Source organism: Halorubrum ezzemoulense (genome assembly GCF_004126515.1).
Taxonomy (GTDB): Archaea; Halobacteriota; Halobacteria; order Halobacteriales; family Haloferacaceae; genus Halorubrum; species Halorubrum ezzemoulense.
The window spans coordinates 2,444,894-2,470,426 of the sequence record NZ_CP034940.1 but is presented as its reverse complement, the minus strand read 5'-3'; the positions used below and the strand labels follow the sequence as shown (position 1 = coordinate 2,470,426).

26 protein-coding genes and 1 pseudogene are annotated in these 25,533 nt (G+C 71.4%); 14 read left to right on the top strand and 13 right to left on the bottom strand.

All coding sequences use genetic code 11. The annotated features are described in order from the left end of the window. The first annotated feature begins 61 nt into the window (after positions 1-61). The 3 genes from EO776_RS12495 to EO776_RS12485 are packed head-to-tail and all read left to right on the top strand — an operon-like array spanning position 62 to position 2,946. Positions 62-1,078: a 5-methyltetrahydropteroyltriglutamate--homocysteine methyltransferase gene (locus EO776_RS12495; protein WP_089308301.1), complete on the top strand. Its 1,017-nt coding sequence runs from the start codon at positions 62-64 to the stop codon at positions 1,076-1,078. Continuing rightward, positions 1,078-2,151, top strand: a complete 1,074-nt coding sequence (locus EO776_RS12490; protein ID WP_086215646.1) for a methionine synthase — start codon at positions 1,078-1,080, stop codon at positions 2,149-2,151. The genes EO776_RS12495 and EO776_RS12490 overlap by 1 nt, the downstream gene beginning before the upstream one ends. A gap of 45 nt (positions 2,152-2,196) precedes the next feature. Beyond that, positions 2,197-2,946: a sugar phosphate isomerase/epimerase family protein gene (locus tag EO776_RS12485; RefSeq protein ID WP_089308300.1), complete on the top strand. Its 750-nt coding sequence runs from the start codon at positions 2,197-2,199 to the stop codon at positions 2,944-2,946. A 9-nt stretch (positions 2,947-2,955) separates the two neighbouring features. On the opposite strand, the gene EO776_RS12480 is transcribed toward EO776_RS12485, so the two are convergent. The 3 genes and pseudogenes from EO776_RS12480 to EO776_RS12470 form a co-directional block, all read right to left on the bottom strand. Then, complete coding sequence (locus EO776_RS12480) at positions 2,956-3,771, bottom strand: DUF7547 family protein (protein ID WP_089308299.1); 816 nt, start codon at positions 3,769-3,771, stop codon at positions 2,956-2,958. 77 nt (positions 3,772-3,848) lie between these two features. Then, positions 3,849-5,102 carry a GNAT family N-acetyltransferase gene (locus tag EO776_RS12475; protein WP_094521015.1) on the bottom strand — a complete coding sequence of 418 codons (1,254 nt, stop codon included), beginning with the start codon at positions 5,100-5,102 and terminating at the stop codon, positions 3,849-3,851. A gap of 92 nt (positions 5,103-5,194) precedes the next feature. After that, positions 5,195-6,294: pseudogene (locus EO776_RS12470) on the bottom strand (NADH:flavin oxidoreductase/NADH oxidase). Between the two features lie 113 nt (positions 6,295-6,407). Here EO776_RS12470 and EO776_RS19030 point away from each other — a divergent pair. Continuing rightward, positions 6,408-6,569 (top strand): DUF7331 family protein, encoded by a 162-nt coding sequence (locus EO776_RS19030; protein WP_167373079.1) that lies wholly within the window; start codon positions 6,408-6,410, stop codon positions 6,567-6,569. Between the two features lie 57 nt (positions 6,570-6,626). Here the strand turns inward: EO776_RS19030 and EO776_RS12465 are convergent, their stop codons facing one another. From EO776_RS12465 to tbsP, 5 genes are all read right to left on the bottom strand, one after another. After that, the gene (locus tag EO776_RS12465; RefSeq protein WP_094494517.1) at positions 6,627-7,205 is read right to left on the bottom strand and encodes a response regulator; all 579 of its coding nucleotides are present in this window, start codon (positions 7,203-7,205) and stop codon (positions 6,627-6,629) included. Between the two features lie 298 nt (positions 7,206-7,503). Continuing rightward, positions 7,504-8,781 (bottom strand): aminotransferase class V-fold PLP-dependent enzyme, encoded by a 1,278-nt coding sequence (locus tag EO776_RS12460; RefSeq protein ID WP_049930443.1) that lies wholly within the window; start codon positions 8,779-8,781, stop codon positions 7,504-7,506. A gap of 185 nt (positions 8,782-8,966) precedes the next feature. Then, entirely contained in the window at positions 8,967-9,305 is a 339-nt protein-coding gene (locus EO776_RS12455; protein ID WP_049930444.1) for a cupin domain-containing protein, read from the bottom strand. Positions 9,306-9,404: 99 nt separating this feature from the next. Beyond that, positions 9,405-11,096 carry a YcaO-like family protein gene (locus EO776_RS12450; RefSeq protein WP_094521014.1) on the bottom strand — a complete coding sequence of 564 codons (1,692 nt, stop codon included), beginning with the start codon at positions 11,094-11,096 and terminating at the stop codon, positions 9,405-9,407. Between the two features lie 103 nt (positions 11,097-11,199). Then, complete coding sequence (tbsP, locus tag EO776_RS12445; RefSeq protein ID WP_094521013.1) at positions 11,200-12,021, bottom strand: transcriptional regulator TbsP; 822 nt, start codon at positions 12,019-12,021, stop codon at positions 11,200-11,202. Between the two features lie 210 nt (positions 12,022-12,231). Here tbsP and glyA point away from each other — a divergent pair, with 210 nt between their 5' ends. Together glyA and EO776_RS12435 are read left to right on the top strand one after the other, a co-directional pair. Then, positions 12,232-13,479 carry a serine hydroxymethyltransferase gene (gene glyA / locus EO776_RS12440; protein ID WP_094494516.1) on the top strand — a complete coding sequence of 416 codons (1,248 nt, stop codon included), beginning with the start codon at positions 12,232-12,234 and terminating at the stop codon, positions 13,477-13,479. Between the two features lie 93 nt (positions 13,480-13,572). Then, a complete protein-coding gene (locus tag EO776_RS12435; RefSeq protein ID WP_049930450.1) occupies positions 13,573-13,983 on the top strand; it encodes a DUF3054 domain-containing protein in 411 nt (136 codons plus the stop codon). Here EO776_RS12435 and EO776_RS19640 read toward each other — a convergent pair whose 3' ends face one another. Next, positions 13,984-14,109 (bottom strand): hypothetical protein, encoded by a 126-nt coding sequence (locus EO776_RS19640; protein ID WP_255510312.1) that lies wholly within the window; start codon positions 14,107-14,109, stop codon positions 13,984-13,986. It abuts the gene before it with no gap. 152 nt (positions 14,110-14,261) lie between these two features. On the opposite strand from EO776_RS19640, the gene EO776_RS12430 reads away from it, so the two are divergent. The 4 genes from EO776_RS12430 to EO776_RS12415 all read left to right on the top strand — a co-directional run bounded on the left by EO776_RS12430 (position 14,262) and on the right by EO776_RS12415 (position 17,964). After that, positions 14,262-14,516 carry a hypothetical protein gene (locus tag EO776_RS12430; RefSeq protein WP_049930451.1) on the top strand — a complete coding sequence of 85 codons (255 nt, stop codon included), beginning with the start codon at positions 14,262-14,264 and terminating at the stop codon, positions 14,514-14,516. A gap of 89 nt (positions 14,517-14,605) precedes the next feature. Continuing rightward, positions 14,606-15,607 (top strand): ornithine cyclodeaminase family protein, encoded by a 1,002-nt coding sequence (locus EO776_RS12425; RefSeq protein ID WP_049930452.1) that lies wholly within the window; start codon positions 14,606-14,608, stop codon positions 15,605-15,607. Positions 15,608-15,643: 36 nt separating this feature from the next. After that, positions 15,644-16,174, top strand: a complete 531-nt coding sequence (locus EO776_RS12420; RefSeq protein WP_094521012.1) for a metallophosphoesterase — start codon at positions 15,644-15,646, stop codon at positions 16,172-16,174. 68 nt (positions 16,175-16,242) lie between these two features. Continuing rightward, positions 16,243-17,964: an aldehyde ferredoxin oxidoreductase family protein gene (locus EO776_RS12415; RefSeq protein ID WP_094521011.1), complete on the top strand. Its 1,722-nt coding sequence runs from the start codon at positions 16,243-16,245 to the stop codon at positions 17,962-17,964. 30 nt (positions 17,965-17,994) lie between these two features. Here the strand turns inward: EO776_RS12415 and EO776_RS12410 are convergent, their stop codons facing one another. Further along, the gene (locus EO776_RS12410) at positions 17,995-19,710 is read right to left on the bottom strand and encodes an ATP-binding protein (RefSeq protein WP_094521010.1); all 1,716 of its coding nucleotides are present in this window, start codon (positions 19,708-19,710) and stop codon (positions 17,995-17,997) included. Beyond that, positions 19,707-20,417 (bottom strand): DUF5806 family protein, encoded by a 711-nt coding sequence (locus tag EO776_RS12405; RefSeq protein WP_049930460.1) that lies wholly within the window; start codon positions 20,415-20,417, stop codon positions 19,707-19,709. Before EO776_RS12405 ends, EO776_RS12410 begins: the two co-directional genes overlap by 4 nt. 90 nt (positions 20,418-20,507) lie before the next feature. On the opposite strand from EO776_RS12405, the gene EO776_RS12400 reads away from it, so the two are divergent. The 4 genes from EO776_RS12400 to EO776_RS12385 all read left to right on the top strand — a co-directional run bounded on the left by EO776_RS12400 (position 20,508) and on the right by EO776_RS12385 (position 23,166). Further along, positions 20,508-20,876, top strand: coding sequence for a universal stress protein (locus EO776_RS12400; RefSeq protein WP_049930461.1), 369 nt, complete (start codon positions 20,508-20,510; stop codon positions 20,874-20,876). Then, entirely contained in the window at positions 20,873-21,469 is a 597-nt protein-coding gene (locus EO776_RS12395) for a GNAT family N-acetyltransferase (protein WP_049930463.1), read from the top strand. Before EO776_RS12400 ends, EO776_RS12395 begins: the two co-directional genes overlap by 4 nt. A gap of 50 nt (positions 21,470-21,519) precedes the next feature. Next, entirely contained in the window at positions 21,520-22,143 is a 624-nt protein-coding gene (locus EO776_RS12390; protein WP_094521009.1) for an adenylate kinase, read from the top strand. A gap of 120 nt (positions 22,144-22,263) precedes the next feature. Beyond that, positions 22,264-23,166 (top strand): DUF106 domain-containing protein, encoded by a 903-nt coding sequence (locus EO776_RS12385; RefSeq protein WP_049930467.1) that lies wholly within the window; start codon positions 22,264-22,266, stop codon positions 23,164-23,166. 60 nt (positions 23,167-23,226) lie between these two features. Here EO776_RS12385 and EO776_RS12380 read toward each other — a convergent pair whose 3' ends face one another. Together EO776_RS12380 and EO776_RS12375 are read right to left on the bottom strand one after the other, a co-directional pair. Then, the gene (locus EO776_RS12380; protein WP_094521008.1) at positions 23,227-24,249 is read right to left on the bottom strand and encodes a carbohydrate kinase family protein; all 1,023 of its coding nucleotides are present in this window, start codon (positions 24,247-24,249) and stop codon (positions 23,227-23,229) included. A gap of 4 nt (positions 24,250-24,253) precedes the next feature. Further along, positions 24,254-25,510, bottom strand: a complete 1,257-nt coding sequence (locus EO776_RS12375) for a DHH family phosphoesterase (RefSeq protein WP_086219565.1) — start codon at positions 25,508-25,510, stop codon at positions 24,254-24,256. Positions 25,511-25,533: the final 23 nt, after the last annotated feature.

Here is a 25,533-nt window from a genome sequence, read left to right as displayed (position 1 = left end):
TTACTACAAAACATAACGCGCATTAGCAAATATTATACGACGGTATATCCAACGATCGGTGATGACCGAACGTGTCGCGGCGACGCCGGGGCTGTATCCGCTCCCGGACCGGGCGAAAGAGACGCTCTCGGACCTGAAGGGCCACCAGAAGGGGGACCTCCTGAGCGGCGACGAGAGCGAGGCGATCGTGGCGGCGTACGACGAGGTGCGCGCCGAGTACGTCGACGACCAGCTGGACGCCGGCCTCGACCTGATCTCCGAGGGGCAGGGCCGCTGGGACGACATGATCGCGCACCCGCTGACCGTCAGCGACGCCGTCGAGACCGGCGGCATCGTCCGGTACTACGACAACAACAACTTCTACCGGGACCCGCGGGTCGTCGACGACCTCGACTTCTCGGGCGACGTGGCGGGCGAACTGGAGAAGGCGACCGACCTGCTCGCCGACGCCGACGGGGTCGACGACGCGTCGCTCGCGGCGACGCTTCCCGGGCCGTACTCGCTCGCCGACCTCGCGACCGACGAACACCGCGGCGACGAGGCCGATTTCCAGGCCGCCATCGCCGAGTTCCTCGCGGGCGAGGTCGAGGCGTTCCCCGACCACGAGACGCTGTTCCTCCTCGAACCGTCGCTCGTCACGAACCCGCCCGCCGAGGGCGAGGAGGCGGGCGCGACGGACGCCATCTCGACGGTCGCCGACGCGACCGACGCCGACGTGGTCGTCCAGACGTTCTACGGCGCGCTCGGCGAGAAGCTGTACGCGCACCTCGTCGACGAGGCGGGCGCGGACGCGCTCGGGCTTGACCTCGTCGCCGGCGACCGGGACGACACCGTCTACAACGTCCAGGAGTTCGGCTCGACCGACTCGCTGTCGCTCGGGCTCGTCGACGGGCAGAACACGCTGGTCGAGGAGCCGGAGACGATCGCGGAGCGCGTCGAGTGGTTCGAGTCGCAGATCCCGCTGGAGGGGTTCGACCGGACGTACCTCACGCCGAACACCGAGCTGTTCTACCTGCCGACGAACAAGTACCGCGCGAAGCTGAACGCCCTCGCCGACGCCGCGGAGGTGCTCGATTAATGGTCCGAAACCCGTCCGCCAACCGCGACCAGTTCCGTCCGGACGACCACCCGAACGACGCGTTCCTGCTCACGACCGTCGTCGGCTCGTACCCGAAGCCGAAGTGGCTCAACCGCGCCGACGAGCTCGTCGACGACCCCGACTCGAAGTTCGACGAGTCCGACCTCGAGGAGGCGCACGACGACGCCTGTCGGCTCATCACGCACGAACACGAGCGCGCCGGGCTCGACACGGTCGTCGACGGCGAGATGCGCCGCAACGAGATGGTGGAGTTCTTCGCCGACCGCATCGACGGCTACGAGTTCAACGGGCCGGTGAAGGTGTGGGGCCACAACTACTTCGACAAGCCGAGCGTGGTCGAGGAGGTCGCGTACGACGAGCCGTGGCTCGTCGACGAGTTCGAGTTCACCTCGAACGTCGCAGAGCGCCCGGTGAAGGTCCCGATCACGGGGCCGTACACGCTCGGCTTCTGGGCGTTCAACGAGGCGTACCCCTCCACCGAGGAACTCGTGTACGACCTCGCGGACCTCGTCAACGAGGAGGTCGAGAAGCTGGTCGAGGCGGGCGCGCGCTACATCCAGATCGACGAGCCCGCGCTGGCGACGACGCCGGAGGACCACGCCATCGTCGGCGAGGCGCTCGAACGCATCGTCTCGGGCATCGACGAGGACGTCCGGATCGGCCTCCACGTCTGCTACGGCGACTACTCGCGGATCTACCCCGAGATCAACGACTACCCGATCGACGAGTTCGACGTGGAGCTGTGTAACGGCGACTTCGAGCAGATCCCGACGTTCACCGACCCCGAGTTCGAGCCCGACCTCGCGCTCGGCGTCGTCGACGCCCACACCGCCGAGGTCGAGCCGGTCGAGGAGATCAAAGCGAACATCCGGCAGGGCCTCCGCGTCGTCCCGCCGGAGAAGCTCACGATCTCGCCCGACTGCGGGCTGAAGCTCCTCCCGCGCGACATCGCGTACGGCAAGACGGAGAACATGGTGACCGCGGTCCGCGAGGTCGAAGCGGAGATCGACGCCGGCGACATCGACCTCGACAACCCGCTCGCGGACGACTGATCCGCCGACGCTATTTATAAGAAGTCGCCGCACCCACCGTCCGGCATGGACATCGGGGTGACGGTCGGCGACGACCTCGACCGCCTCGCGGCGTCGCCGGCGCGGTTCGACTTCTGCGAACTCGGCGTCGGCGAGCCGACGCTCGTGCCGGACGAGGTCGACCCCGGCCGCCTGACGGACGCGCTCGGCGGCCGCGACCTGCTCGTCCACCTGCCGTACAGCCAGCGACTGGCCAGCTACGTCCCCGAGGTGAACGACGCCATCGTCGACTACCAGCGCCGGCTCCTGACCGCGGCCGGCGACCTCGGCGCGGAGAAGGCGGTCCTCCACGCCACCTCCGCCGACCGCGACGACGTGGCGTTCCGCGAGACCGCGGCCGACCAGCTCCGGCGCGTCGCCGACGTCGGCCGCGAGGCGGGCGTCGAGGTCGTCGTCGAGAACGTCGGCCACCAGCACGCGGGGCTCCAGCTCTCGGTCCTCGGCGACCTCGCCCGCGAGACCGACACGCCGATCTGCTTCGACGTGGGCCACGCGTACATGGAGGGCGGCAACAAGGCGATCAGGCGGTTCCTCCGCAGCCACGGCGACCGGATCTCGCACCTCCACTGTCACGACGTGCGCCGCCGCGGCGACACCCACCTCCCGGTCGGGGCCGGCGAGGTCGACTACGACCTCGTCGCGTCCGAGCTCGACGACTTCGGCGGGACGGTCGCGCTGGAGGTGTTCACCGACGATGCGGCGCTGCTCCTCGACTCGGCCGAGCGCGTCGCCGACCGCCTCGGCGCGTCCTTTTGACTCCGCGGCTCAGTTCGCTCCGCCGGCCGCGTCCTCGTCGTCCGCTCCGGGCGCGTCGTCGCTCGCGTCGGCCGCATCGCCGCTCGTCTCGGCCGCGTCGCCGTCGACCTGCTGTTTGATCGACTCCAGCTCGGACTCCACGTCGACCTCCGGCGGCTCGTCGGCGGCGTCACCGCTCGCATCGCCCTCACCGGGCGCCTCGTCGCCCGCGTCGTCGCTCTCGCCGGGTTCGGTCACGTCGATCCGGACGGGGTTCGCGCCGTCGCCTCGGTCGGACCGCTCCTCGGCGTCCCCTCGGCTCCGCGCGTTGCGGTCGCCGTCGGGGTCGCCGCCCAGCCGCCGGTCGCGCGCCGCGTCCGCCTCGCGGCGCCCCTCGTCGATGCGGGACTCGATCTCCGCGGTGAGGTCGCGCGCGTCGGCGATGATCGAGCGCGAGGCGGCGTCCTCGGGGAGGTCGGCCTCCGAGAGCGCGGTCCGGAGCTCCGAGAGGGAGCGCGAGAGCCCGGCAGTCGCGCCGTCGCGCACGTCCGCGAGGCGGTCGCCCGCCCCCTCTGCGCCCTCGGCGACGCTCCGCCCCGGGTCCGCGAGCCGGAGCGTCCCCCGGAGCAGTTCGAGCGACTTGATCGTCGTCTCCAGCAGCGCGATGACCGTCGGGATGGTGTACTGCTCGGTGAACCGCACTAGCTCCGAGAGCCGCGGCGGCCGCGGGGGACCCCGGCGGTCGCGCTCGCTCTCCCGGAGGTCGGCCCGGAGCTCGCCCAGCACGTCCTCGAGCTCGTCGAGCCGCTCCTCGAGGTCGTCGTCGCGTCGGTCGCGGGAACTCATGCCACCTGCTACGGCGCGCGCGGATAAAAAGCCCGGCAGCGGTCGCGCCCGGCCCAGACCGGCCGCACCGCCGCCGGTCAGAAGGCCTCGCGCAGGAACGTCGGCCGCGGCGGGAAGAGTGCGCCGAGGTCGGCGGCGAGCCCCTCGCCGAAAGCGCCGTCGCCGACGTCCAGCGCGCCGTGCGCCCGGAGGTCGTCGACGCCGCGGTACCCGGCGTACAGCTGCGAGAGCGGGCCGATTCCCGCCGCTACGTCGGCGTCGTCCGGGCTTCCGGGGTCTCCGCCGGCGTCGACCCGCTCGGCGTCGACCTCGCCGCCGGCGACTGTCACCCGGATCGGTCGGTCGTGCCAGCCGACGAGCGGGTCGTCGACCGCGAGCGTGAACTCGGCGTCGAGATCCGGGTCGGGGGCCAGCTCTCGCAGCGCCGCAGGGACATCGACGAGCCGGAACATCGGTCCGGCGCGAACCTCCTCGGTCACCGCCCGCGGGTCGTCGACGCGGTCGAGGAGGCTCACGTCCGCGGGGAGGCGGAGCCGGACGCGCTCGACCTGCGAGTCGTGGTCCCGACAGAAGCGGAACACCTCGTCCCACGCGAACGGGTCGGCGACGGCGGCGTCGGAGACGACCATCGCCTTCCCGTCGCCGTCGTCGCGCTCGGTGAACGTGTACGACAGCAGCGCGCGGAGGTCGTCGTCCCGTCCGAGGCCGTAGACGAAGGGATCGGTCTGCCACCCGCGGAGGGTGTTCTCGCGCCACCACGCCGCCGTCCGCGCCATCGTGAAGTCGTACCGGTCCGCGGTCGCGGCGAGGAGGTCTGCCGCCGCCTCGTAGTCGCCCTCGTCGAGCCGCCGGAATTTCCCCGTTTCGTCACCTCTGTCAGTCGCGTCGGCCGCGAACGCCAACTGTTCCGGCGGCGTCTTCACCCACCGATATCGACTCACCGTCCCCCACCCGTACCGGCGGTAGAAGGGGTGTTCGAACGGCCACAGCACGGAGTACCGAATCTCGTCTTCCCGGTACTCCGTCAGCGACTCGCGGAGGAGCCGCTCGATGTGGCCCTGGCGCCGGTGTTCCGGCGGGGAGGCGACCGCGGAGAGGCCGGCGGCGTCGCGGTCGCGCCCGCGGATCCGGAGCGTGAAGTCGTGGTGGCCGCACACCGCGACCGCCTCCTCGCCGTCGAACAGCCCCCGGTACTCGGCGAGGTGCTCGCGGTCGTCGTCGTCGGCCTCGGGGTCGTACGGCCCCTGCTCGGGAGAGAAGGCGTACCGCATGAACGCGCTGAACTCGTCGTCGCGCTTCTCCGGGAAGGGCCGGTAGTCGAGGTCGCCCATACGCCGTCGGCACCCGGGAGCCTGATAAGTGTTCCCGGCGCCTGCGTGTGGTTCTCACGCCACCGCCGCCCGCGGCCGGTCGCGCGGCCGGCTTAGTCGAACCGGCCGCGGCGGTACTGGACCGGCCACTCGACGTCCGCGCCGAGTTCGTGGGCGGCCTCTAGCGGCCAGTGCGGATGGCGGAGCAGCTCGCGGCCCAACGCCACGAGGTCGGCCCGCTCGTTCCGCACGAGGGCGTCGGCGTGGGTCGGCTCCGTGATCCCGCCGACCGCGGCGACGGGCACGTCGGTCCCCTCGCGGATCGCCTCGGCGTACGGCACCTGGTATCCCGGCCCCGCGCTCGGGAGCTCCTGGTCCGGGTGGATGCCGCCGCCGGAGACGTCTATCAGGTCGGCGCCGGCGTCGGCGAGGAGGGGGGCCAGCCGCACCGAGTCGTCCACGTCCCACGACTCGCGGTCGGGGAGCCAGTCGGTCGCGGAGATGCGGACGAAGACGGTTTCCCGTCCGGCCAGACGTCGCGGACGGCCGCGACGACCTCGCGCAGGAGTCGCGTGCGGTCCTCGAAGCTTCCACCGTACTCGTCGTCGCGGTCGTTGGTGACGGGCGAGAGGAACTGGTGGAGGAGGTAGCCGTGGGCCGCGTGGACCTCCGCGACCTCGAACCCGGCGTCGCGCGAGCGTTCCGCGGCGGCCGCGAACGCGTCGATCACCTCGTCGATCCCCGCCTCGTCCAGCCGGCGGGTGTCGGCGAGTCCGTCCTCGCCGACCTCCGCGTGGGGGTAGGGCTCGCCGGTCGCGGAGACGGTCTCCCACCCGTCCGCCTCGTCCCCCGGAATAGGGTCGCCCCCCTCGGCCGGCGGCCGGTGTGAGGCCTTCCGACCGGCGTGTGCCAGTTGGATCCCCGGCGCCGCACCCTGCGACCGGACGAACTCGACGATCGGTTCGATCGCCTCGGCGTGCTCGTCGGACCAGATCCCGAGGCAGTCCGGCGTGATCCGTCCGCGGGCCTCGACCGCGGTCGCCTCCGTCATCACGACCCCGGCGCCCCCGGCGGCGCGGGCGCCGAGGTGGACCCGGTGCCAGTCGGTGGCCAGGCCGTCGTCGGCGGAGTACTGACACATCGGCGACAGCATGATGCGGTTCCGGAACTCGGTGTCGCGAAGCGAAAGCGGCGTGAACAGCGTGTCGGTCACGGATCGGCGCACGACCGCCGCGACGTAAGGCCCTCCGATCCCCCGCCCGGATCGCCGCCGCTGGTTTAGGCCGACCGAAATATATATGCCCGCCGCTCCCTGAGCGGGGTGTAATGACAACGGGAGACCGGATCGAGCCGGACGCCGAGCCGGCGACCGAGGAGCGACCGACGGTCGCCGCGACCCGCTGCTCGGAGGAGCGGACCGTCTTCGCCGAACAGGGCAACACCGACGCGTGGATCGCGACCGACCTCACCGTCGATCTCGAACGGTAACGCGTCCTCAACGGCGCTCGACCGGCGCGGCGTCTCCTCCCGCCCAGCCCGTCGTGTTCACTCTTCCGAGCGGAGCGTCTCTCCGGTCGAACCGGCGGTCCGCGGCGTCGCAGCCGTTCCCGTGCCCCCTTCTTCCCTGCGCTGCGCGTCGGCGAGCGCGCGGATCCGGTCGAGGATCGCGTCGTATCGCCCGCGGTCGGATCCCTTCTCGAAGTAGGCGTCCGCGCCGGCGCCGAACGCCGCCGCCTCGCACTCCTCGCTCGGACACGTGCTGTGGAACACGACCGGGAGCGCCGGGTCGACCTCGCGCAACCGTTCGGTGAGGTCGACGCCGTGCCCGTCCGGGAGCCGCTGTTCGGTCACGACGCAGTCGACCGCGACCCGCTCGCCGCCGACCTCGATGCCGGTCTCGACGGCGTCGACCCCGTCGGCGAGGCGCTTCACGGACCGGACGTGGACGCGGTCCGTGATCCGCTCGGCGAACGTCTCGAAGAGCTCCGCGGAGCGGGCGTCGGGCTCGATCTGGAGGACGGCGATCGGCGCTTCGCGGTTCTCCTCGCTGACGGTCGTTTCGACTCGGTCGGTGGCTGCGGTCGTGTCCGCGTGTGTTTCGGACGGCGGTGTCTGGTCGGTCATGGGTTGTGGCGCTGGCGACGACTCGTCGAAGAATAACTTACTACGACAGTTGTAATCCTTCTACCAACAGTAGCCGCGGGAACGGTATAATAATTCCGCGATCACCGTTGTCACGCCCCTCAAACGCGATTATCCGGTAGTATTAGGTGAAAATTCCCGGACGTACGGAGGATTTCTCTCTCTGGGCCGCACGCGGCGCGACGCCGTGGGCGCGCGGCTCACACCGGAGTACCCGCTGACGGGATCGAGCGTCGCCGAAGGACCCGTTACGGCGTCGAACGCCGCCGGCCGAGAGGCCTCAGGCGAACAGGTCGCGAGCCTCCCGGACCGCGTCGACCAGGGCGTCGACCTCCTCGACGGTGTTGTAGAAGTAGAAGGAGGCGCGCGCGGAGGCGGCGACGCCCATCTCGTCGTGGAGCGGCTGCGTACAGTGGTCCCCGGCTCGGATCGCGACGCCGTAGTCGTTGAGGATGCTGGAGAGGTCGTGGGCGTGGACGCCGTCGACGTTGAACGCGACGAGGCCGCCGCGGTCGTCCCCGGGCGGGCCGTATATCTCGACGCCGCCGAGTTCGTCGAGTTCGTCGTACGCGTACTCGGCCAGCAGGTCCTCGTGGGCCTCGATCCGGTCCATACCGATCGCTTCGACGTACTCGATCGCGGCCGCGAGGCCGATCCCCTGAGCGATGGATGGGGTTCCGGCCTCGAACTTCCACGGCAGGTCCTCCCACGTGGAGTCCTCGAAGGAGACGCGCCGGATCATGTCCCCGCCGTAGAGGTACGGGCTCATCTCGTCGAGGATCTCCTCGCGACCGTAGAGGACGCCGATCCCGGTCGGGCCGCACATCTTGTGGCCGGAGAAGGCGAGGAAGTCGACGTCGAGCTCGTCGACGTCGACCGGGCGCGTCGGCACCGACTGCGCGGCGTCGGCGAAGACGTACGCGCCGTGATCGTGGGCCAGGTCGGCCAGCTCCCCGATCGGGTTCACGGTGCCGAGCGTGTTCGAGACGTGGACGACCGACACCATCTCGGTGTCGTCGTCGACGAGCTCCGCCGCGTGGTCCATGTCGAGCCGCCCCTCGTCGGTGACGTCGATGAAGCGCACGTCGGCGCCCGTCCGCTTGCCGATCTGCTGCCAGGTGACGAGCGAGGCGTGGTGTTCCATCTCGGAGAGGACGACGTTGTCGCCGGGGCCGAGCTCCTCCAACCCCCAGGCGTACGCGACGAGGTTCATCGCCTCGGTCGTGTTCTTGGTGAAGACGATCTCCTCGCGGCCCGCCGCGCCGATGAAGTCGGCGACCGCGTCGTGGGCCTCCTCGTACGCGACGGAGGCCTCCTGGCTCAGCTGGTGGATCCCCCGGTGGACGTTCGCGTTGTAGCTCCGGTAGTAGTCGGAGATGGCGTCGACGACCGGGTCGGGCGTGTGCGAGGTCGCTGCGTTGTCGAGGTAGACCAGCGGGGTGTCGTCGCCCGCGCCCTCGCCGGCCGTCTCCGGGTCGCCGCCGACCTGCCGATCGAGGATCGGGAAATCGGCGCGGAGCGCCTCCACATCGAACGGGTACTGTTCGTGGACTCCCATTACCTGTTATCAGGCCCCGAGCACTAACACACCTTCGGTCCGGTACGTCTTGCGGGTATCGCAGACGCGCGATATCGGCCGGTCCGCGGCGGGGTACCCCCCGGATCCGCCCCGCGGCGACCTGCGCCTCGGACCGCCCGGCACCTCCTCGGATCCGCCCCCGCTCCGACGACTCCCGCGGCCGCCTACTCCCCCCAGTCCGGATCCGCCCGCGGCGGCGAGAAGATGTCGAAGCCGACGACCGGCTCGTCCGTCCGGTTCTCGGCCGCGTGCGGCTCGCCGCCGGGGATCACGTAGGTGTCGTCGGGGCCGACGACGCGCTCCTCGCCGTCCGCGACGAACGTCAGCCGCCCGGCCGTGATCACGCCGACCTGCTCGTGCGGGTGGTCGTGTTCGGGCACCGTCTCGCCCGGTTCGATCTCGAACCGCTGGATGCTCACGTCGTCGCCGACGGCCCCCTGCGTGAGGAACACGCCGTCGACCGCCTCGACCGCCTCCGCGTCCGCGTCGGGTGCGACGTCCATACGGTCCCCCGCGACCCCGAGCCACCTAAATCCGCGGGCACGGGCAGTCGGCGCCGGGAGGGTCGGACCGCACCGTCGGCGTCTCCGACCCAGCCGCAGTCACGGGAACGGGTGGTACGGCCGGTCGAGCGCGGGCTCGAACCCCATCGACCGCGGCACCTCGCGGGCGCGGTCGCCGAAGAACGGGTCGCCGGTGAACAGCGGCTGTGCGCCCGGCACGAGCACCCGCGCGGCCTCGAAGCCCACCGCAGCGAGGTCGCGGGTCGTCACCCGGGCGACGTACGGGTCGAGCCCGACGGCCTCGACGCGGTCGACGACGGCCGACAGCTCGGCCTCGCCCGTCAGCTCCGGCTCCCCGAGCCCCTCGGCCGAGACGGACGCGTCCGGGTCGAAGAACGCGGCCGTCTCCCCGGGCAGGTCGGCGTGGTGGCCGATCGCCGCCCCCTGCTCGTCGGCCGCCTCCCGTCCCATCGAGCGGAGCTCGGTCCAGTTCTGGAGCGCCTCGGCGAGCGCGCTCCGCGCCGCCGCGGCCGGGTCGAGGTCGGCGCCCGACCCCGCGGCGAACCGCGGCCAGTCGCCCTCGCGGCTGACCCCGACCGCGACGACGGGCACGTCCACGTCGGTCGTGGCGAGCAGCGGCGTCACCGACAGCGACTCCGCCCGCGCTCGCTTCTCCAGTTCGGCGAAGCCCGGGTCGTCGACGTCGAGCCCGAGCGGCTCCGTCGTGGAGTACCAGCTCGTCATCGTCGCGTCGCGCTCGATCGCCTCGTACAGCCCGGAGAGCGCGGCGTCCGGACCCGAGCTACCGAGGCCGAGCCCGGTCGTGATCGGCGGCCGGTACCGCCGCTCCGGCGGCGGGAAGTGAACGAACTCCGCCGGGAGGCTCGCCGGTTCGCCCGTCCCGAGTCGTTCGCCGCGGACCCACGGGAGCCGGTCGTCGCGGTCGTACGCCTCGGCGCCGTCGGGGCGGACGAACGCGTCCGGGGTGACCGGGTTCGGAACGTTCGCGGCCGGCGCGCGCGTGAACGACGCCTCGCGGTAGACGCCCGCCGCGTACCGCTCTAGCCCCTCGCCGAGCGCCTTCATGAACGCGGCGTCCCAGTCGGCGGCCGCGCCACCACCGAAGTCCGCCGCGTCGGCGTCGGAGAACGGGGTGGTGTCCGCGACCCGCGCGACGTAGTACGGCACGGGGAACGACTCTTGCTCGCCGACCTCCGCCAGCGCGCCGATCCGGCGGTCGACGGCGCGCTCCGCCCGGTCGATCGCCTCGTCGAGGCCGCGGTCGGCGTGGTCGCGCGGGAGCGCGTCCCCGGGGCCGTCGCCGCAGCCGCACCCCGGTACCGGGAGGAGGGTCCGCTCGCCGCCCGGCACCTCGACGACGGTGTCCGCCACCGGGTCGCCCGCCAGGAGCCGGATCGTCCGGCGTCCGGCCACCGAGCCGGCGTAGCGCACCGCGGACCGGCGGCCGGTCGGCGCGTCGGCGGGCTCCGCCCCGCCGCTCTCGACCCGGGCGCGCAGGCAGTCGTAGCAGGCGTCGTCGAAGACGGTCACGGCGGCGTCGAGGTCGGCGAGGGGAACGCCGCCGAGCCCACCCACCTCGACCGCGACCCACCGATCGAGCATGTCGTCCGCGGCCCCGAACGTCGCCGACCCGGCGGTGTCGACGACGACCGCGGCGTCGAATCCGTCGAGGAGGTCGGCCTCGACCGGCATCGCGTTCACGTCGACGTCGCCGAGCGCGGCCTCGGCGGCCTCGACCGCGGGGCCGTCGCCGACAAGTCCGATGTCCATACCCGGTCGACGCGAGGCGGCGAAAAAAAGCCGCGGGTCCGCGGCGCGCGGCGGCTCGTTCGGCGCGTCCGCGGAGGGAGTCCGAGAGCGCTCGCGGGCGCGCTCAGGCGGGCGTCGCCGCCAGCATCTCGGCGGCCTCGGCGGCCAGCTCTGCGGCGTCGATGTCCCGGAGCCGGTCGTCGCCGAGCTTCAGGCGGAGCCGCGGTCGGCCGACGTCGATCGGGACCTTCTCCGTGTCGATGATCCCCTGATCTTCGAGGCGCGTCTTCGTCCGGGAGAACGTCGCCTTCGAGGCGATACCGACGTCCTCGCCCCACTTCGAGATGTCGTAGAGGAGCACGTCGTTCTTCGCCGCGACGAGCAGCGAGACGGTCACCTCGTCGAGGTCCACCCCGTCGTCGCGCTCGGTCGCGTCGAGGACGGCGTCGAAGTCCGACCGGGCCTCCTCACCGATCTCGGACTCCAGCGTCTCGCGGACCCGGGCGATCGCCGGCGTGCGGAGCGCGTACGCCTCTGCGTCGTCGAAGGCGGCGCGCTGGGTCTCGTACACCTCCTCGACGAACTCCGCGTCGTCGGTCGAGAGCGCGGCGACGCCCTCCCCCGCGGTGACCAGGGCGACGACCCGAGAGGGCGAGACGAACAGGGCGTTGTCGACCTCCCCGTCCAGCACTCGGATGTCCAGGTCGCCGTCGGCGACGAGGTCCGCGGCCCGGGACGCGACGACGAAGTCGTCGAGCACGTCCTTCAGGGTGCGTTCGTCGGCGAGCATCGACAGCTTCGGGAGGTCGTCCCACCCGACGGCCGTCTCGACCAGCGATACGATCGTCTCTGCGGCGGGGTCCACGACGAGCAGCTCGTCGTCGTCCCCGTCGAAGGCCGCTTCGAGCGCGACCTCGACGTCGGCCGCCAGTAAATTCGATACCATTTGTCTCTCGGTATGAAAGCCGGTTGCGTATTTAATATTAACGGGGTTCATGGAACGAATAACCCGATAAGCGTGCTTGAGGCGGGTAAATTCGGCAGATCGGGGTTACCCAAGCGCAGTCGACGCGAGGCGGCCTCGCGTCCGGTCGCCGCGGGTCGCACGCGCGCCGGCGACGGAAGGATTAATGCGCGGTCGCGCCCGGGTTCGCACATGGACCACGAGCACGTCCGGGAGGTCGATCCGGCGGTCGCCGACGCGCTGGCGGGCGAGCGCGACAGACAGGAGCAGACGCTCGCGATGATCGCGAGCGAGAACCACGTGAGCGAGGCGGTGCTGGAGGCGCAGGGGAGTGTCCTCACCAACAAGTACGCCGAGGGCTACCCCGGGTCGCGCTACTACGCCGGCTGCGAGTACGCCGACGAGGTCGAGGAGCTGGCCATCGAGCGCGCGAAGGAGCTTTGGGGCGCCGACCACGTCAACGTCCAGCCGCACTCCGGCACGCAGGCGAACCAGGCGGTGTACTACTCCGTCCTCGAACCGGGGGACAAGATCCTGTCGCTGAAGCTCAACGACGGCGGCCACCTCTCGCACGGCCACCCCGCGAACTTCACGGGGCAGCTGTACGAGGTCGAGCAGTACGAGGTCGACCCCGAGACGGGGTACATCGACTACGAGGGGCTCCGGGAGGTCGCCGAGGAGTTCGACCCCGACATCGTCGTCTCGGGCTACTCCGCGTACCCGCGCGCCGTCGAGTGGGAGAAAATCCAGGCGGCGGCCGACGCGGTCGACGCCTACCACCTCGCGGACATCGCCCACATCACCGGGCTCGTCGCGGCGGGCGTCCACCCCTCGCCGGTCGGCGTCGCCGACTTCGTCACGGGCTCGACCCACAAGACGATCCGCGCCGGCCGCGGCGGGATCGTGATGTGCGACGCGGAGTTCGCGGACGACATCGACTCGGCCGTCTTCCCCGGCGGGCAGGGCGGCCCGCTGATGCACAACGTCGCCGGCAAGGCGGTCGGGTTCAAGGAGGCCTTAGAGCCCGAGTTCGAGAAGTACGCCCAGCAGGTCGTCGACAACGCGGAGGTGCTCGCCGAGACGCTTCAGGAGCACGGGCTCTCTTTAGTCTCCGGCGGGACCGACAACCACCTCGTGTTGGCCGACCTGCGCGACTCCCACCCCGACCTCTCCGGCGGGGACGCGGAGGACGCGCTCGCGGCCGCGAACATCGTCCTCAACGGGAACACGGTCCCCGGCGAGACGCGGTCGGCGTTCGACCCCTCGGGGATCCGCGCGGGCACCGCCGGGCTCACCACCCGCGGCTTCGACGCCGACGCGATCGAGGAGGTCGGCGACCTGATCTACCGCGTCGTCGACGACGTCGACAGCGACGACGTCATCTACGAGGTCGGCGAGCGCGTCGTCGAGCTCTGCGAGGCGCACCCGCTGTACGAGTAACCGACCGCTCCGATGCGGGATCGCCCTGTCGCGAGACCGCACCGGCGCGGACGAATCCGTGCGTAAAAGTGGGGCCGGCTCGCAGGGGTCGGTATGGACGCTCCGCCGTTTCTCGCCGCCCGCCTCGACCGCGGCGCCGCACCGTTCGCCGTCGGGGACGTGATCGCGTTGATCCTGTTACTGACCGTCGGGACGCTCAACCACCAGACCGTCGAGTTCCTCACCGCGAACCCGCTGTACTTAGCGGGCGTGTTCGCTCCCTTCCTGATCGGCTGGGTCGTTGTCGCGCCGCTCGTGGGCGCCTACTCCGCCGGCGCGGTCGAGACCGCGAAGTCCTCGGTCCCGCTCGTGATCCGGTCGTGGATCCCGGCCGCGGTCGTCGGACTCGCGCTGCGCGCGTTCGTCTTCCGCGGCGGGGCAGAAGTCACGTTCGCCGCCGTCATGCTCGTGTTGGGATCCGTCGCCCTCGGCGGCTGGCGGGCCCTCTACTTCCGGTTCCGATAGTCACCCGCGCTCTCTGCGCGCCGAGCGCCCGACCGCGGTGCCTCGCTTCTCGCTGACGCGGTCGACCGGCCGACTGTGGTGTTGCTCTCCTTGCTGGCCGTTCTCCTCCCCGACCTCTCTTCCCACTGGTCCCTCCTCTCGCCGACTACCCATCCCGAGTCGACGGAGCCTCGGGCCAAGCCATAAGTTACGAGTAACATCCGCGTGTTCACGAACGAACTGCTTCCGAACCGCGGGAAAAATTTAATGTGGACTTTCGACTACTATCTAATGGAAGCATGACTGGATACTACGACTACGTGCTTGGGCTCATCCCGGTGGCGTTGATCGGTGTGACCGCCTCGCTCACGCTGGTCGGACTGTCGTTGACGTCGGCGCTCCCGGTCGGTGCCGTCGCCGCGGCCACGGTGATGGCTCACGCGATGTTCGTCCGAAATCCAGTCGCGGACGGCGCCCCCGAACGGCGGCCGTTCGACGGCGACGCCGGCGAGCGCTCCGCGGGCGGCGGTTCCTCGGCGGGCACCGCCGACTGAGGCGCGGAGTGATTCCCGGTCGCCGCGGCGTCGCGTTTCCGGCCGCCGCGTCCTGTACCGTTTAGTCCCCGCGCCACGAGTGGCCGACTATGACGGAGACCCTGTTCCTCACTAGCTCCGAGGTCGACGACCTCGCGGACCCAGCCGACTACGTCGCCGCCGTGCGCGACGCGTACCGACAGGTGGGCGAGGGAGCGCCCGCCGAGCCGCGGACGAAGCTCCTCAACCGCGAGCCGCCGGGCATGCTCACCACCTACGCCGCCCTCCTCCCGGAGACGGGCGCGATGGGCGGGTACACCTACTCGGCGGGGTTCGGCGCGGGCGACGCGTGGTTCATGACGCCGCTGTTCGACGCCGAGTCGGGCGAACCGCTCGCGCTGCTCGACGGCGCGTCGATGAACCCGTTCAAGACCGGCGCCGCGGGCGCGGTCGCGGTCGACGCGCTCGCCCGCGACGACGCGACCGAGCTCGCCGTGATCGGCAGCGGCGCGCAGGCGCGCGGACAGGTCGCGACGACCGCCACGGTCCGCGAGTTCGAGGCGGTCCGCGTCTTCTCGCCGACCCGCGAGAACCGCCAGGCGTTCGCCGCCGACTTCGGCGACCGGCTCGCCGCCGACGTGACCGCGGTCGAGAGCGCGAGCGCCGCGCTGGCGGGGGCCGACGTGGTCATCACCGCGACGACCGCCAGCGACCCCGTGATCGCCGACGCCGACGTGGAGCCGGGGACTCACGTCACGGCGATGGGCCAGTACCACCCGGAGAAGAACGAGCTCCCGCCCGAGCTCGTCGCTCGGGCGACGTACGTCCCCGACCTGAGGGCGCGCGCGACGCAGGACGCCGGCTCGTACCTCGCCGCGGTCGAGGCCGGCCTGATCGAGGCGGGCGAGGGGATCGCCGCCGACCTCGGCGCGGTCGTCGCGGGCGACCACCCCGGCCGGGCGAGCGACGACGCGGTGACAGTCTTCGACTCCGGCGGCACCGGCGTCGAGACGGTCGCGGCCGCGCACATGCTGTACGAGCGCGCGAGCGAGAAGGGTCGGGGGCAGACCATCGACTTCGCGCCCGCGAGCGAGGCGCTGACTGGCGAGTAGGCGGGGGTTGAAGTGGCGCGCCGCCGACCGGCCGGTATGCTGATCGGCATCGTCTCAGACACGCACGACGACTCGGCCGCGGTCGAGGCGGCCGTCTCGCTGTTCGAGCGCGAGGGGGTCGACGCGGTCGTCCACTGCGGCGACTTCGTCGCGCCCTTCTCAGTGACCCCGTTCAACGCCGACTTCGCGTTCCACGCGGTCCGCGGGAACAACGACGGCGAGTGGGCGGTCGAGTCAACCGTCGAGGAGTTCGGCACCTACCACGGCGAGGCTGCCGCGCTCTCGTTCGGCGACGGAGACGGAGCGGGTGACGCCGTCGACGTCGCGGTCACCCACGGCACGAGCGACCTCGTCGTCGACGCGCTCGTCGACTGCGGCGACTACGACTACGTGCTCCACGGGCACACCCACGCGCACGGCGCCGAGGCGCGCGGCGGGACCGTCCGGGTGAACCCCGGCGGGCTCCCGATCCCGGTCGACGGCGCGGACGACGCGTTCCGCGTGGCGACGCTCGACACGGCGGCCTCCGGCGTCGACGCCGTGACCCACCACGTCCTCGACCGCTGACGCCCCGTGGTAACGGACGCGCCGCTCGCACCCCGAGTTTTATCGCCGCTCGCTCGCTCCGTACGTTCATGAGACACGCACAGGGCCCGCTCCTCACGATCGACCTGACGGAGCGGACCGCGTCGACGACCCGGATCGACGACCGGCTGGCGTCGTTCGTCGGCGGCCGCGGGCTCAACACGTCGCTCGCGTACGACCGGATCCCGTTCGACGCCGACCCGCTCGGCCCGGAGAACCGCCTCTTCCTCTCGACGGGTCCGATGCAGTACTCGACGACCTCCTACACCGGCCGGATGGCCGCCACGGCCGTCTCGCCGCTCACGAACGGCCTCTGCTCGTCGAACGCTGGGGGATTCCTCTCGCGGAACTTCACCGGCGCGGGGTACGCGGCCGTCGAGATCACGGGCGTGAGCGACGACCTGCTCGCGGTCCACGTCCGCGAGGTCGGGCCGGACGGCGAGCCGGACGTGACCTTCGAGGCGGTCGACGACCTGGAGCAGGCCGAGGTGTCGGCGGTCTCCGATCGGTTCGCCGAGACGCACGACCTCGGCCCCGAACACGTCGCCTGCGTCGGGCCCGCGGGCGAGAACGAGGTCCGCTTCGCGTCGGTCATGACCTCCGACACCCGGGCGTTCGGCCGCGGCGGGCTGGGCGCCGTCCTCGGTGCGAAGGGCGTGAAGGCGCTCACGTTCGCCGGCGACGCGGACGCCGAAATCGAGGTCGACTGGCCCGACGAGGCGGCCGAGGTCCACCGCGAGGCGGCCACCTCCGACTCGATCATGAAACGGCAGGGGACGACGAGCGTGACGGAGCTGGCGAACGAGGTCGATGCCCTCCCGTCGTACTACTTCGCGGAGACCTCCTTCGAGGGCGTCGAGGGCATCTCCGGCGACCGCGTCGAGGAGAAGAAGTACGAGAAGGGGACCTGTTCGCAGTGCGCGTTCGCCTGTAAGCTCCCCACCCGCGACGAGGCGACCGGCGTCGAGACGGAGGGCCCGGAGTTCGAGACGGTGATGGCGTTCGGCTCGAACGCGGGCGTCGACGACGTGGTCGACGTGATGCGCGCCAACGAGCTGTGCGACGAGCTCGGGATGGACACCATCTCCTGTGGCGACGTCGTCTCCATGTTCTTAGAGAGCGAAGACGAGTTCGGCAACGCGGACCTCGTCCGCTCGCTCGTCGAGCAGATCGCCTATCGCGAGGGCGTCGGCGACAAGCTCGCGGAGGGCGTCCACCGCGCACACGAGGAGTTCGGCGCGGACGACTGGACGGTCAAGGGGATGGCCTTCTCCGGCCACGACGGCCGCGCGCTCAACGGGCAGGGACTCGCGTTCGCGACCGCGAACCGCGGCGCGGACCACATGTACGGGGAGTTTTACCCCTACGAGTACCCGCTCGTCGACCCCGACGAGGCGTTCGACCCGCAGGGCCTCGACGGGAAGCCGCCGAAGCTCGTCGCGAAGGAGAACCGCAACGCGGTCCTCGACTCGGCGGTGGTCTGTAAGTTCTCGCGGGGAACCGTGACCGACGACCGGCTCGCGGCGCTGCTCGACGCCGACTACGACGACCTCCAGTCGCTCGGCGCCCGGGTCGTCGAGTTAGAGCGCGCGTTCAACAACGCCCGCGGCTTCGACCGGAGCGACGACACGCTCCCGTACGCCGACGCCATCGACGGGTTCGACGCGGCGCTCTCCGAGTACTACGCGCTCCGCGGCTGGAACGACGACGGCACCGTCCCGGGGCACGGCGACGGGCTCGACCCGGCCGGCGCGGCGCCCGCCGACGACTGACGGGCGCGCTCGGCCCGCGCCTCCGCCCGCCTACCCGTCGCCCGGGTCGAGGTCGACGCCGCGGAACTCGAACCGGGCCCCGCCGGCCTCGCTCTCGGCGAGCTCGACCGCCCAGCCGTGCGCCTCCGCGACCTCGGCGACGATCTTCAGTCCGAACCCGGTCCCGTCGTGGTCCGTCGTCACGCCCGCCTCGAACACCTCTCCGCGGTCTTCGGGGTCGACGCCGGGGCCGTCGTCTTCGAGGTAGAAGCCGTCGTCGAGCGCCCCGACCGTGACCGCCACGTCGGGTCCGGCGTGGGCGACCGCGTTGGCGATGAGGTTCTCGAGGGCCTGTCGCAGGCGGCTGCGGTCCGCGGCGACGACGGCGTCCGTCTCGACCGCGATCGTCGCCGACTCGGTGTCGACGGTCTCCCAGCACTCCGCGACGAGGTCGGGCAGCGCGACGGGCTCGGTCTCGTCGATGCTGGCGCCCTGCCGCGCCAGCGCGAGCAGGTCCTCGATGAGCACGTCCATCCGGTCGAGCGAGCGCTCGACCGCGCCCAGCTCCTCCACGTCGACCGACTCCTCCGCGAGCCGCTCCGTGACGATCTCGAGGTTTCCAGTGGCGACGTTGAGCGGACTTCGGAGGTCGTGCGACACGAGGCTGGCGAACTCCTCTAACCGGTCGCGCTCGCGCGCGATCTCCGCCTCGCGCCGCCGGAGCTGCCGCTCGCGCTCGATGCGGACCAGCACCATCGTCACCGTCGCCGCCCAGATGCGCGCCACCGCGAGGTCGGAGTCGTCGAAGGCCTTCGGGGCCGTCGCGCCGACGTTCAACACGCCGTACCGCCCGAGCGGGACGACGAGCTCGCTCCGGATCGTGGCGTCGTCGCTGTGGCGGTCGGGGTCGTCGTGGACGTCCGCGACGTACGTCGGCTCGCCGCTCTCGAAGACCTCCCAGGTGATGCTCGGCTCGTCGGCCGCGAACGTCGGATGCTCGCCGACGACGTCGTCCGCGGTGTCCGTCCAGACGATCGGTTCGAGCGCGTTTTCCCGCTCGTCGTACAGCCATATCGCGGCGATCGGGTGGCCCAGCACGTCGTCGACGTACGACACCGCCGCCTCGGCGGCCGTCTCCCTGTCGGTCGTCTTCAGCAGCTCTCTGGTCGCCTCGTGGAGGGATTCGAGCGTCTTCGTGCGGCGCTGGAGCGCCAGCCGCCGCGTTCGCTCGTTCGTGACGTCGATCGCCGTGACGACCGCGTACGGGTCGCCACCGATCTCGAACGGGCCGACGCTGACCCGAACCGGGACGAGGACGCCGTCCCCGCGGCGCACGGCCAGTTCGAACCCGTCCGCCATCGACCGCGCCTCACCGGCGCGCGTCGTCTCGATCAGCGCCGTCACGTCGTGTCGAGACCCGTCTCGTTCGGCTCTCGCCTCCTCGCCGCTAAGGGGGGCACTCTCCTCGCCGTCTCCGGGTGCGCTCCCCTCGGCACCCCCCGGCGCAACCCCCTCCGCGTCTCCGGCTGCGCCCGCTTCGCCGCCGTCTCGGTCGGCGACGGAGGGCGGCGACGCGACGCGTCCCCAGTCCAGTTCGGTCGGATCCTCGAAGACGTCGCCGATCGCTCGGCCGGAGAGGTCGTCCGGATCGAGCCCGAACACTGTCTCAACGCTCGGCGTCCCGGCGTGGACGACCCCGTCGCCGTCGACGACGAGGGTCGGGTCGGGCGTCGCGTTGATCGCTTCCGGAAAGTGGTCCATGGTCACTCTTCTGCCGGCTCGTGGACGTGGCCGCACTCGGGGCAGCGCACCTCCTCGCCCCGGAGGTCGGCCGAGGAGGCTCGCACCTCGCGCATCACCTCGCTGATCCTGTCTTCGGCCTCCAACTCGTCGGCGACGGCGAGGTCGACGCCCTCGACCTCCAGGAGGAACTTCGCGACCTCGGTCACCTCGTACATCATCTCGTCTAAGTCCTCGGCGGTGAAGAACCCGGACATCGCGCCGTAGAGAAACGTCGCCCCCGCCTTCGTCACCTTCTCCTCGAAAGAGTAGCGCGCCTGGTTCACCGCCTGCGGCGTGTACGTGTCGGTCATGAAGGGGATGAGCTCCGGGAGGTTCTCGCCGATCTTCGTCATCTCGACGCCGGTCTCCGTCCGGAAGTCGGCGCAGAGCCGGGCGATCGCCCACTCGCGGGCGGTGATGTACGTCCGGTCGCGGAGGAACTCGTTGACGCGCTCGTAGCGCGCGCCGTCCATCTTCTTGAACCGCTCGTACTTGCGGACATCCCGCGGCACGTCGTCGGTCGCGTCCGCCTCGTCTCCGGACGCCCCCGACGCCCCGGCGGTCGTCTCCGCGTCCGGTTCGTCGCCGGCGTGCGGATCGGGGTCGCCGTCGTCGTCGGAGGGTGACCGGTCCGTGGCGGCGTCGCCGGTCCCGTCGGCCGAGTCGGCCGTCGAGCCGGAGGGATCGCTCATACGTGCGACACTCCGCGGGCGAACAAAAGCCTTGTCGGTGGCGGTCCGCTCGGAGATCCACTTTTGTACCGTCGCGTGGAGGGGTTGGGCATGAAGGTGCTCTGCGGGATCGGCGGCAGCGACGACTCGTTCCGCGCGCTCGACCGGACGGTCGAGCGCGCGGCGGTCGCGAGCGACGACCTGACGATCGCGGTGGTGGACAACGAGGACTCCTCAGTGTCCCCCGACGAGGTCGTCGAGCGCGCCGAGGCGGCGGTCGAGGAGGCGGCGATCGACGCGGAGGTGCGGCGCGTCGAGGGCGACCCCGGGAGTCGGCTGGTGGACATCGCCGAGACGGAGGGGTTCGAGGAGATCGTCTTGGGCGGCGGACACACGAGTCCGATGGGGAAGATCACGATCGGGTCGATCGCGGAGTTCGTCCTGTTGAACGCCAAGACATCGGTCACGCTGGTCAGATGAGCGATCGAGGCTACCCGGACGCGGTGGCGGACGAGTTCCCGCCGCCGCCGACCGCGTTCACCGACCGCGAGGACCGCCGGATCGAGGTCCGGCCGTACGAGGGCGACCCGGCGGCCAGGGAGTCGCTCGTCGAGATGTACGACGCCTTCGACCCGGCGGACCGCGCGCAGGGGATCCCGCCCGGCGGCGAGGAGCGCATCCGCGAGTGGCTCGACGCCATCCTCGCCGACGACTGCTACAACGTGATCGCCTGGTGCGACGACGCGGCCGCCGGCCACGCGACGCTCGTCCCCGACGGCGACGCCTACGAGCTGGCGATCTTCGTCCATCAGGAGTACCAGCGCGCCGGGATCGGCACCCACCTCATCCGCGGACTGCTCGGCCACGGGCAGGCGAACGGCGTCGAGAAGGTGTGGCTCACGGTGGAGCGGTGGAACCGCGCCGCCGTCTCCTTGTACAAGAAGATCGGCTTCGAGACCTCCGACGCCGAGAGCTTCGAGCTGGAGATGGGGCTGCGGCTGCGCGCCGACGGGGAGACGGCCGCGGAGGGAGACGCGTCCGCGACCCCCGACGAGTCCGACGCCGACGAGTAGGGTTGGCCGGAATCTTCAAGCCTTTAGGGGCGGCCCGCGACCGCTCCGATATGAGTCACCGAATTCTGCTGCTGGGGGCGCCGGGTGCCGGGAAAGGGACGCAGAGCGCGAAGCTGGCCGACGCGTACGGCGTCGAGCACGTCACGACCGGCGACGCGCTCCGCGCGAACAAGGACATGGAGACGGAGTACGGCACGCCGCGCTCGTTCATGGAGGCGGGCGAGCTGGTGCCGGACCCGGTCGTCAACGAGATCGTCGAGGCCGCGATCGGCGACGCCGACGGGTTCGTCCTCGACGGCTACCCGCGCAACCTCGATCAGGCGGAGTTCCTCTCGGAGATCACCGACCTCGACGCCGTCATCCTCCTCGACGTCGACGAGGAAGTGCTCGTCGACCGGCTCACCGGGCGCCGCGTCTGCGACGACTGCGGCGCGAACTACCACGTCGACTTCCAGCCGCCCGAGGAGCCGGGCGTCTGCGACGAGTGCGGCGGCGAGCTGATCCAGCGCGAGGACGACACCGAGGAGACCGCCCGCGAGCGGCTCGACGTGTTCTACGACAACACCGAGCCCGTGATCGACCACTTCCGCGACGAGGGCGTCCTCGTCGAGGTCGACGGCGAGGCGACCCCGGACGAGGTCTTCGCTCGGATCCGCGATGTCGTCGAGAGCTAATCCGCCGCGTGGCCGGGAGCCAATCCGCCGCGTGGCCGGGTGTCAGTCCGACCGGCGCCGGGGGCCGACCGAGCGACGATCCTACAAGGTTCTTAACCGTCGACCGCTAACCGGCCGCTAATGAGCAAAGTCGAACGGCGAGTCCGCTCGCTGGTCCGCGAGGACGGTGAGATGCGGGACGCCATCGAAACCGTCCTCGACAACGCTAGCGGCGGCGAGGTGCGTTGGGTCGACGTCCGCGACCAGATCACCAGCGGACAGTGGGGCCGGCTCATCGAGAAGGAGATCCTCGTCGACGGCGAGGAGGGCTTCGCGCTTGCCGACCGCGACGACATCGAGGCCGGGATGGAGGACGACTCGGGCGGCGGCGACGTTGAGACGCCGGAGACGACCTCTTGGTCGAAGTGGGATAAGCTGGCCGGGCTGGCGACGCTCGGCGCGTTCGTCGGCTACGCGGTCTCGCCGGTCCGGAACGCGATCGCCGGCGGCATCGACGTCGTCCTCGGCCCCCTTCTGAACGTCGTCCCCTTCTACGTCGTCATCATGGTCATCGCGCTCGGCACGGGGATGTACTCGACGCTGCTGCGCGCCGGGCTCATGGACATGGAGAAGATGGGCGCGTACCAGGAGCGGATGAAGGACATCCAGGAGCGCCGGAAGGAGGCCGAGAAGCGCGACGATGACGAGGCGCTCGACGAGATCCAAGAAGAGCAGATGGAGGCGATGGGCGACCAGCTCGGCATGTTCAAAGAGCAGTTCCGCCCGATGGTGTGGATCATGTTCCTCACCATTCCGGCGTTCCTCTGGATGTTCTGGGTGATCGGCTACCGCGGGTCTGAGGCCGCGTACCCGGCCGTCGCCGCCCAGGAGCTCGTCGTCCCGCTCGCGGGCACCGTCACCTGGGACACGGGGATCGTCGGCCCGATCCAAATGTGGATCCTCTGGTACTTCCTCTGCTCGATGGCGTTCACCCAGCTCGTCCAGAAGAGCCTCAACATCGAGATGTCGCCGTCCGCCTCGTAGGCAGCGCCGCGCTCTCCGCCGCTCCCCCTCCGTTTCCCTTCGACGCCGCCGTTCTCCCTCTCACTCCCGTTCCGCGAGGAGCGCTTCCACCTCCTCGCGCGACGGGATCGACCCCATCCCGCCGACCGACCGGACCGAGAGCGCGGCGGTCGCGTTGCCGAACGCGACCGCCTCGCGGAGCGCCTCCGCGTCGGCTCCGGACTCAGACTCGGCACTCCTCGCGAGCCGCGAGAGCAGGCCCGCGGTGAACGCGTCGCCGGCGCCGGTCGCGTCGACCGCCTCCGCCGGGAACCCGTCGTGCCGGACCGTCGTGGCCCCCCATGGCGCGTCGTCGGTACTGACCGCGAGCGCGCCGTCGCGGCCGAGCGTGACGACGACGGTGTGGGGGCCGAGCGCGAGCAGGTCGCGGGCCAGTTCCCCGCCCTCGCTCGTCGACAGCCCGGCCGCGGCGGCGTCCTCGTCGCTACACAGCACGACGCCGCTCTCGGCGACCGTCTCGCGGACCGCGGTCGACGCCGCCTCCGCCGTCTCCGGCGGCACCAGATCGGAGCGGTAGTTCACGTCGAACGAGACGGGACACCCGGCGGCGGTCGCCGCCGAGCGGAGCTCGCGGGTGGCCGCCCGCCCCCGCAAGTGCGTCAGCGCCACGCCGCCGAGGTGGACCCACGGCGGCGCGCTCGCGCCCCCCGGCGACGCCGCGCCGTCGTCGCCCGTCAGCGCCTCGGTCGGGACTGCGTCCGGGTCGAACCCGAACGTCGCGTCGCGGTCGCCGTAGAAGGAGAACCGCGGCCCGCCTTCGCCGGGCGGCGACACCACGGCGAGCGTCGTCTTCCCCTCGACGCGCTCGACGTGCGTCTCCGGAATCTCCGCCGCGGCGAGCGTCTCGGCGAGGAAGTCGCCGAACGCGTCGTCGCCGAGGCGCGTCCAGAACGCCGGCGGCGAGCCGAGCCGCGCGAGCCCGACCGCGACGTTGGCGGGCGCGCCGCCGGGCCGGTGGGCGTAGCTGTCGACCTCCCGCAGCGTCTCCACGGAGTCGGGCACGAAGTCGACGAGCGTCTCTCCGGCGACGAAGATGCCGGCCATTGTCCTACTCGGCCGCCGCGGCCTCGTCGGCGCCGCTCGCCTCGGCCTCGACTTCCTCGGCGACGGCCTCGAACGCCGCGAGGATGACGCGCTTACACGCCTGTCCCTCGGTGCTCCAGTGGTGGGCGTAGTCCAGCATGTCGTCGTAGATGTCGGGCTTACAGCCCGCCGCCTGCGGGTGCCCGCCGCCGTTCACTCGGCCGGCGACCTCGTGGGCGTGCCGGAAGTCGTCCGACCCCCGGATCGAGGCGGAGCCGGCGGGCTTGACGATCACGGCGGCGTCGGCCCCCGCCTCGCGGAGGCGCTCCGCGACCTCGTTCTGCGAGCAGCGGCCGTAGGTGACCGCGACGCGCCAGTCGCCGACCTCATGCGTGACCGCGCGGTCGACCGCGAGGTCGATGCGCGCCTCCTTCTCGACCCGGCGCTCCGCGACGAACGACCGCACCGTCTCCGGGAGGTCGACGCCGTACGCGCCGACGACGGCCGCGTACTCCTCGGCGCCGGCCCAGTAGGAGTAGTCGGCGAGGTCGTCGGAGCGAGGGTCCTCCTTGAGCCAGAGGTCGTGGTCGCGCGTGACCTCGGCGAGCTCGGCCCAGCGGTCGTCGAAGGCGTAGTCGAGCGACCGGAGCGTCACGTCGGCGGTACACTCCTCGTCCGACTCGCCGACGACGAGGTCGACGCCGGCCTCGCGGACCGCGTCGGCGGTCTCGTCGTCCCACTGGTGGTGGTCGAACCACCGGATCGCGTCGGTCGAGTCAGCCAGCTCCGTTAACGGCTCCGCGATCCACTCGTAGTCGTCGGGGCAGAGGTCACAGACGAACAGGTCGATCCCGTCGTCGGCGTACTTTTCGACGCGTTCGAGCGCGGTGTCGATCGAGTACGGCCCCGCCGAGACCAGCCCGACCGGGGACTCGGCGTGGGCGTCGCCGAGGGGGTCGTCGTCGCCCTCCCCCTCGTCGTCCGCCGCGGGCTCGTCCGGCTCGTCGCTCCCGCTCTCGCCTTCGAGCCGGGCCGCGACGGCGTCCTCGAAGGGTCCGACGTCGAGGGCGGCGTCGTACGCCTCGCGGATCATCGCGGCGCAGGCGAGACCGTCGGCGTCGCCGTCGGCGATCACGACCGCCTCGCTGCCCTCGATCGCCTCCCTCGCCCGCCGCTCCGCGCGTTCGTCGTCCAGCGAGTCCGGGTAAAAGAAGCCCTTCCCCGGCAGCTTCGTGTACCGCGACCGGGGGGCATCCCCCGTCTCGATGAGGTCGTCGTCCATACCGTCGAGGCGGGCGGCAGCCG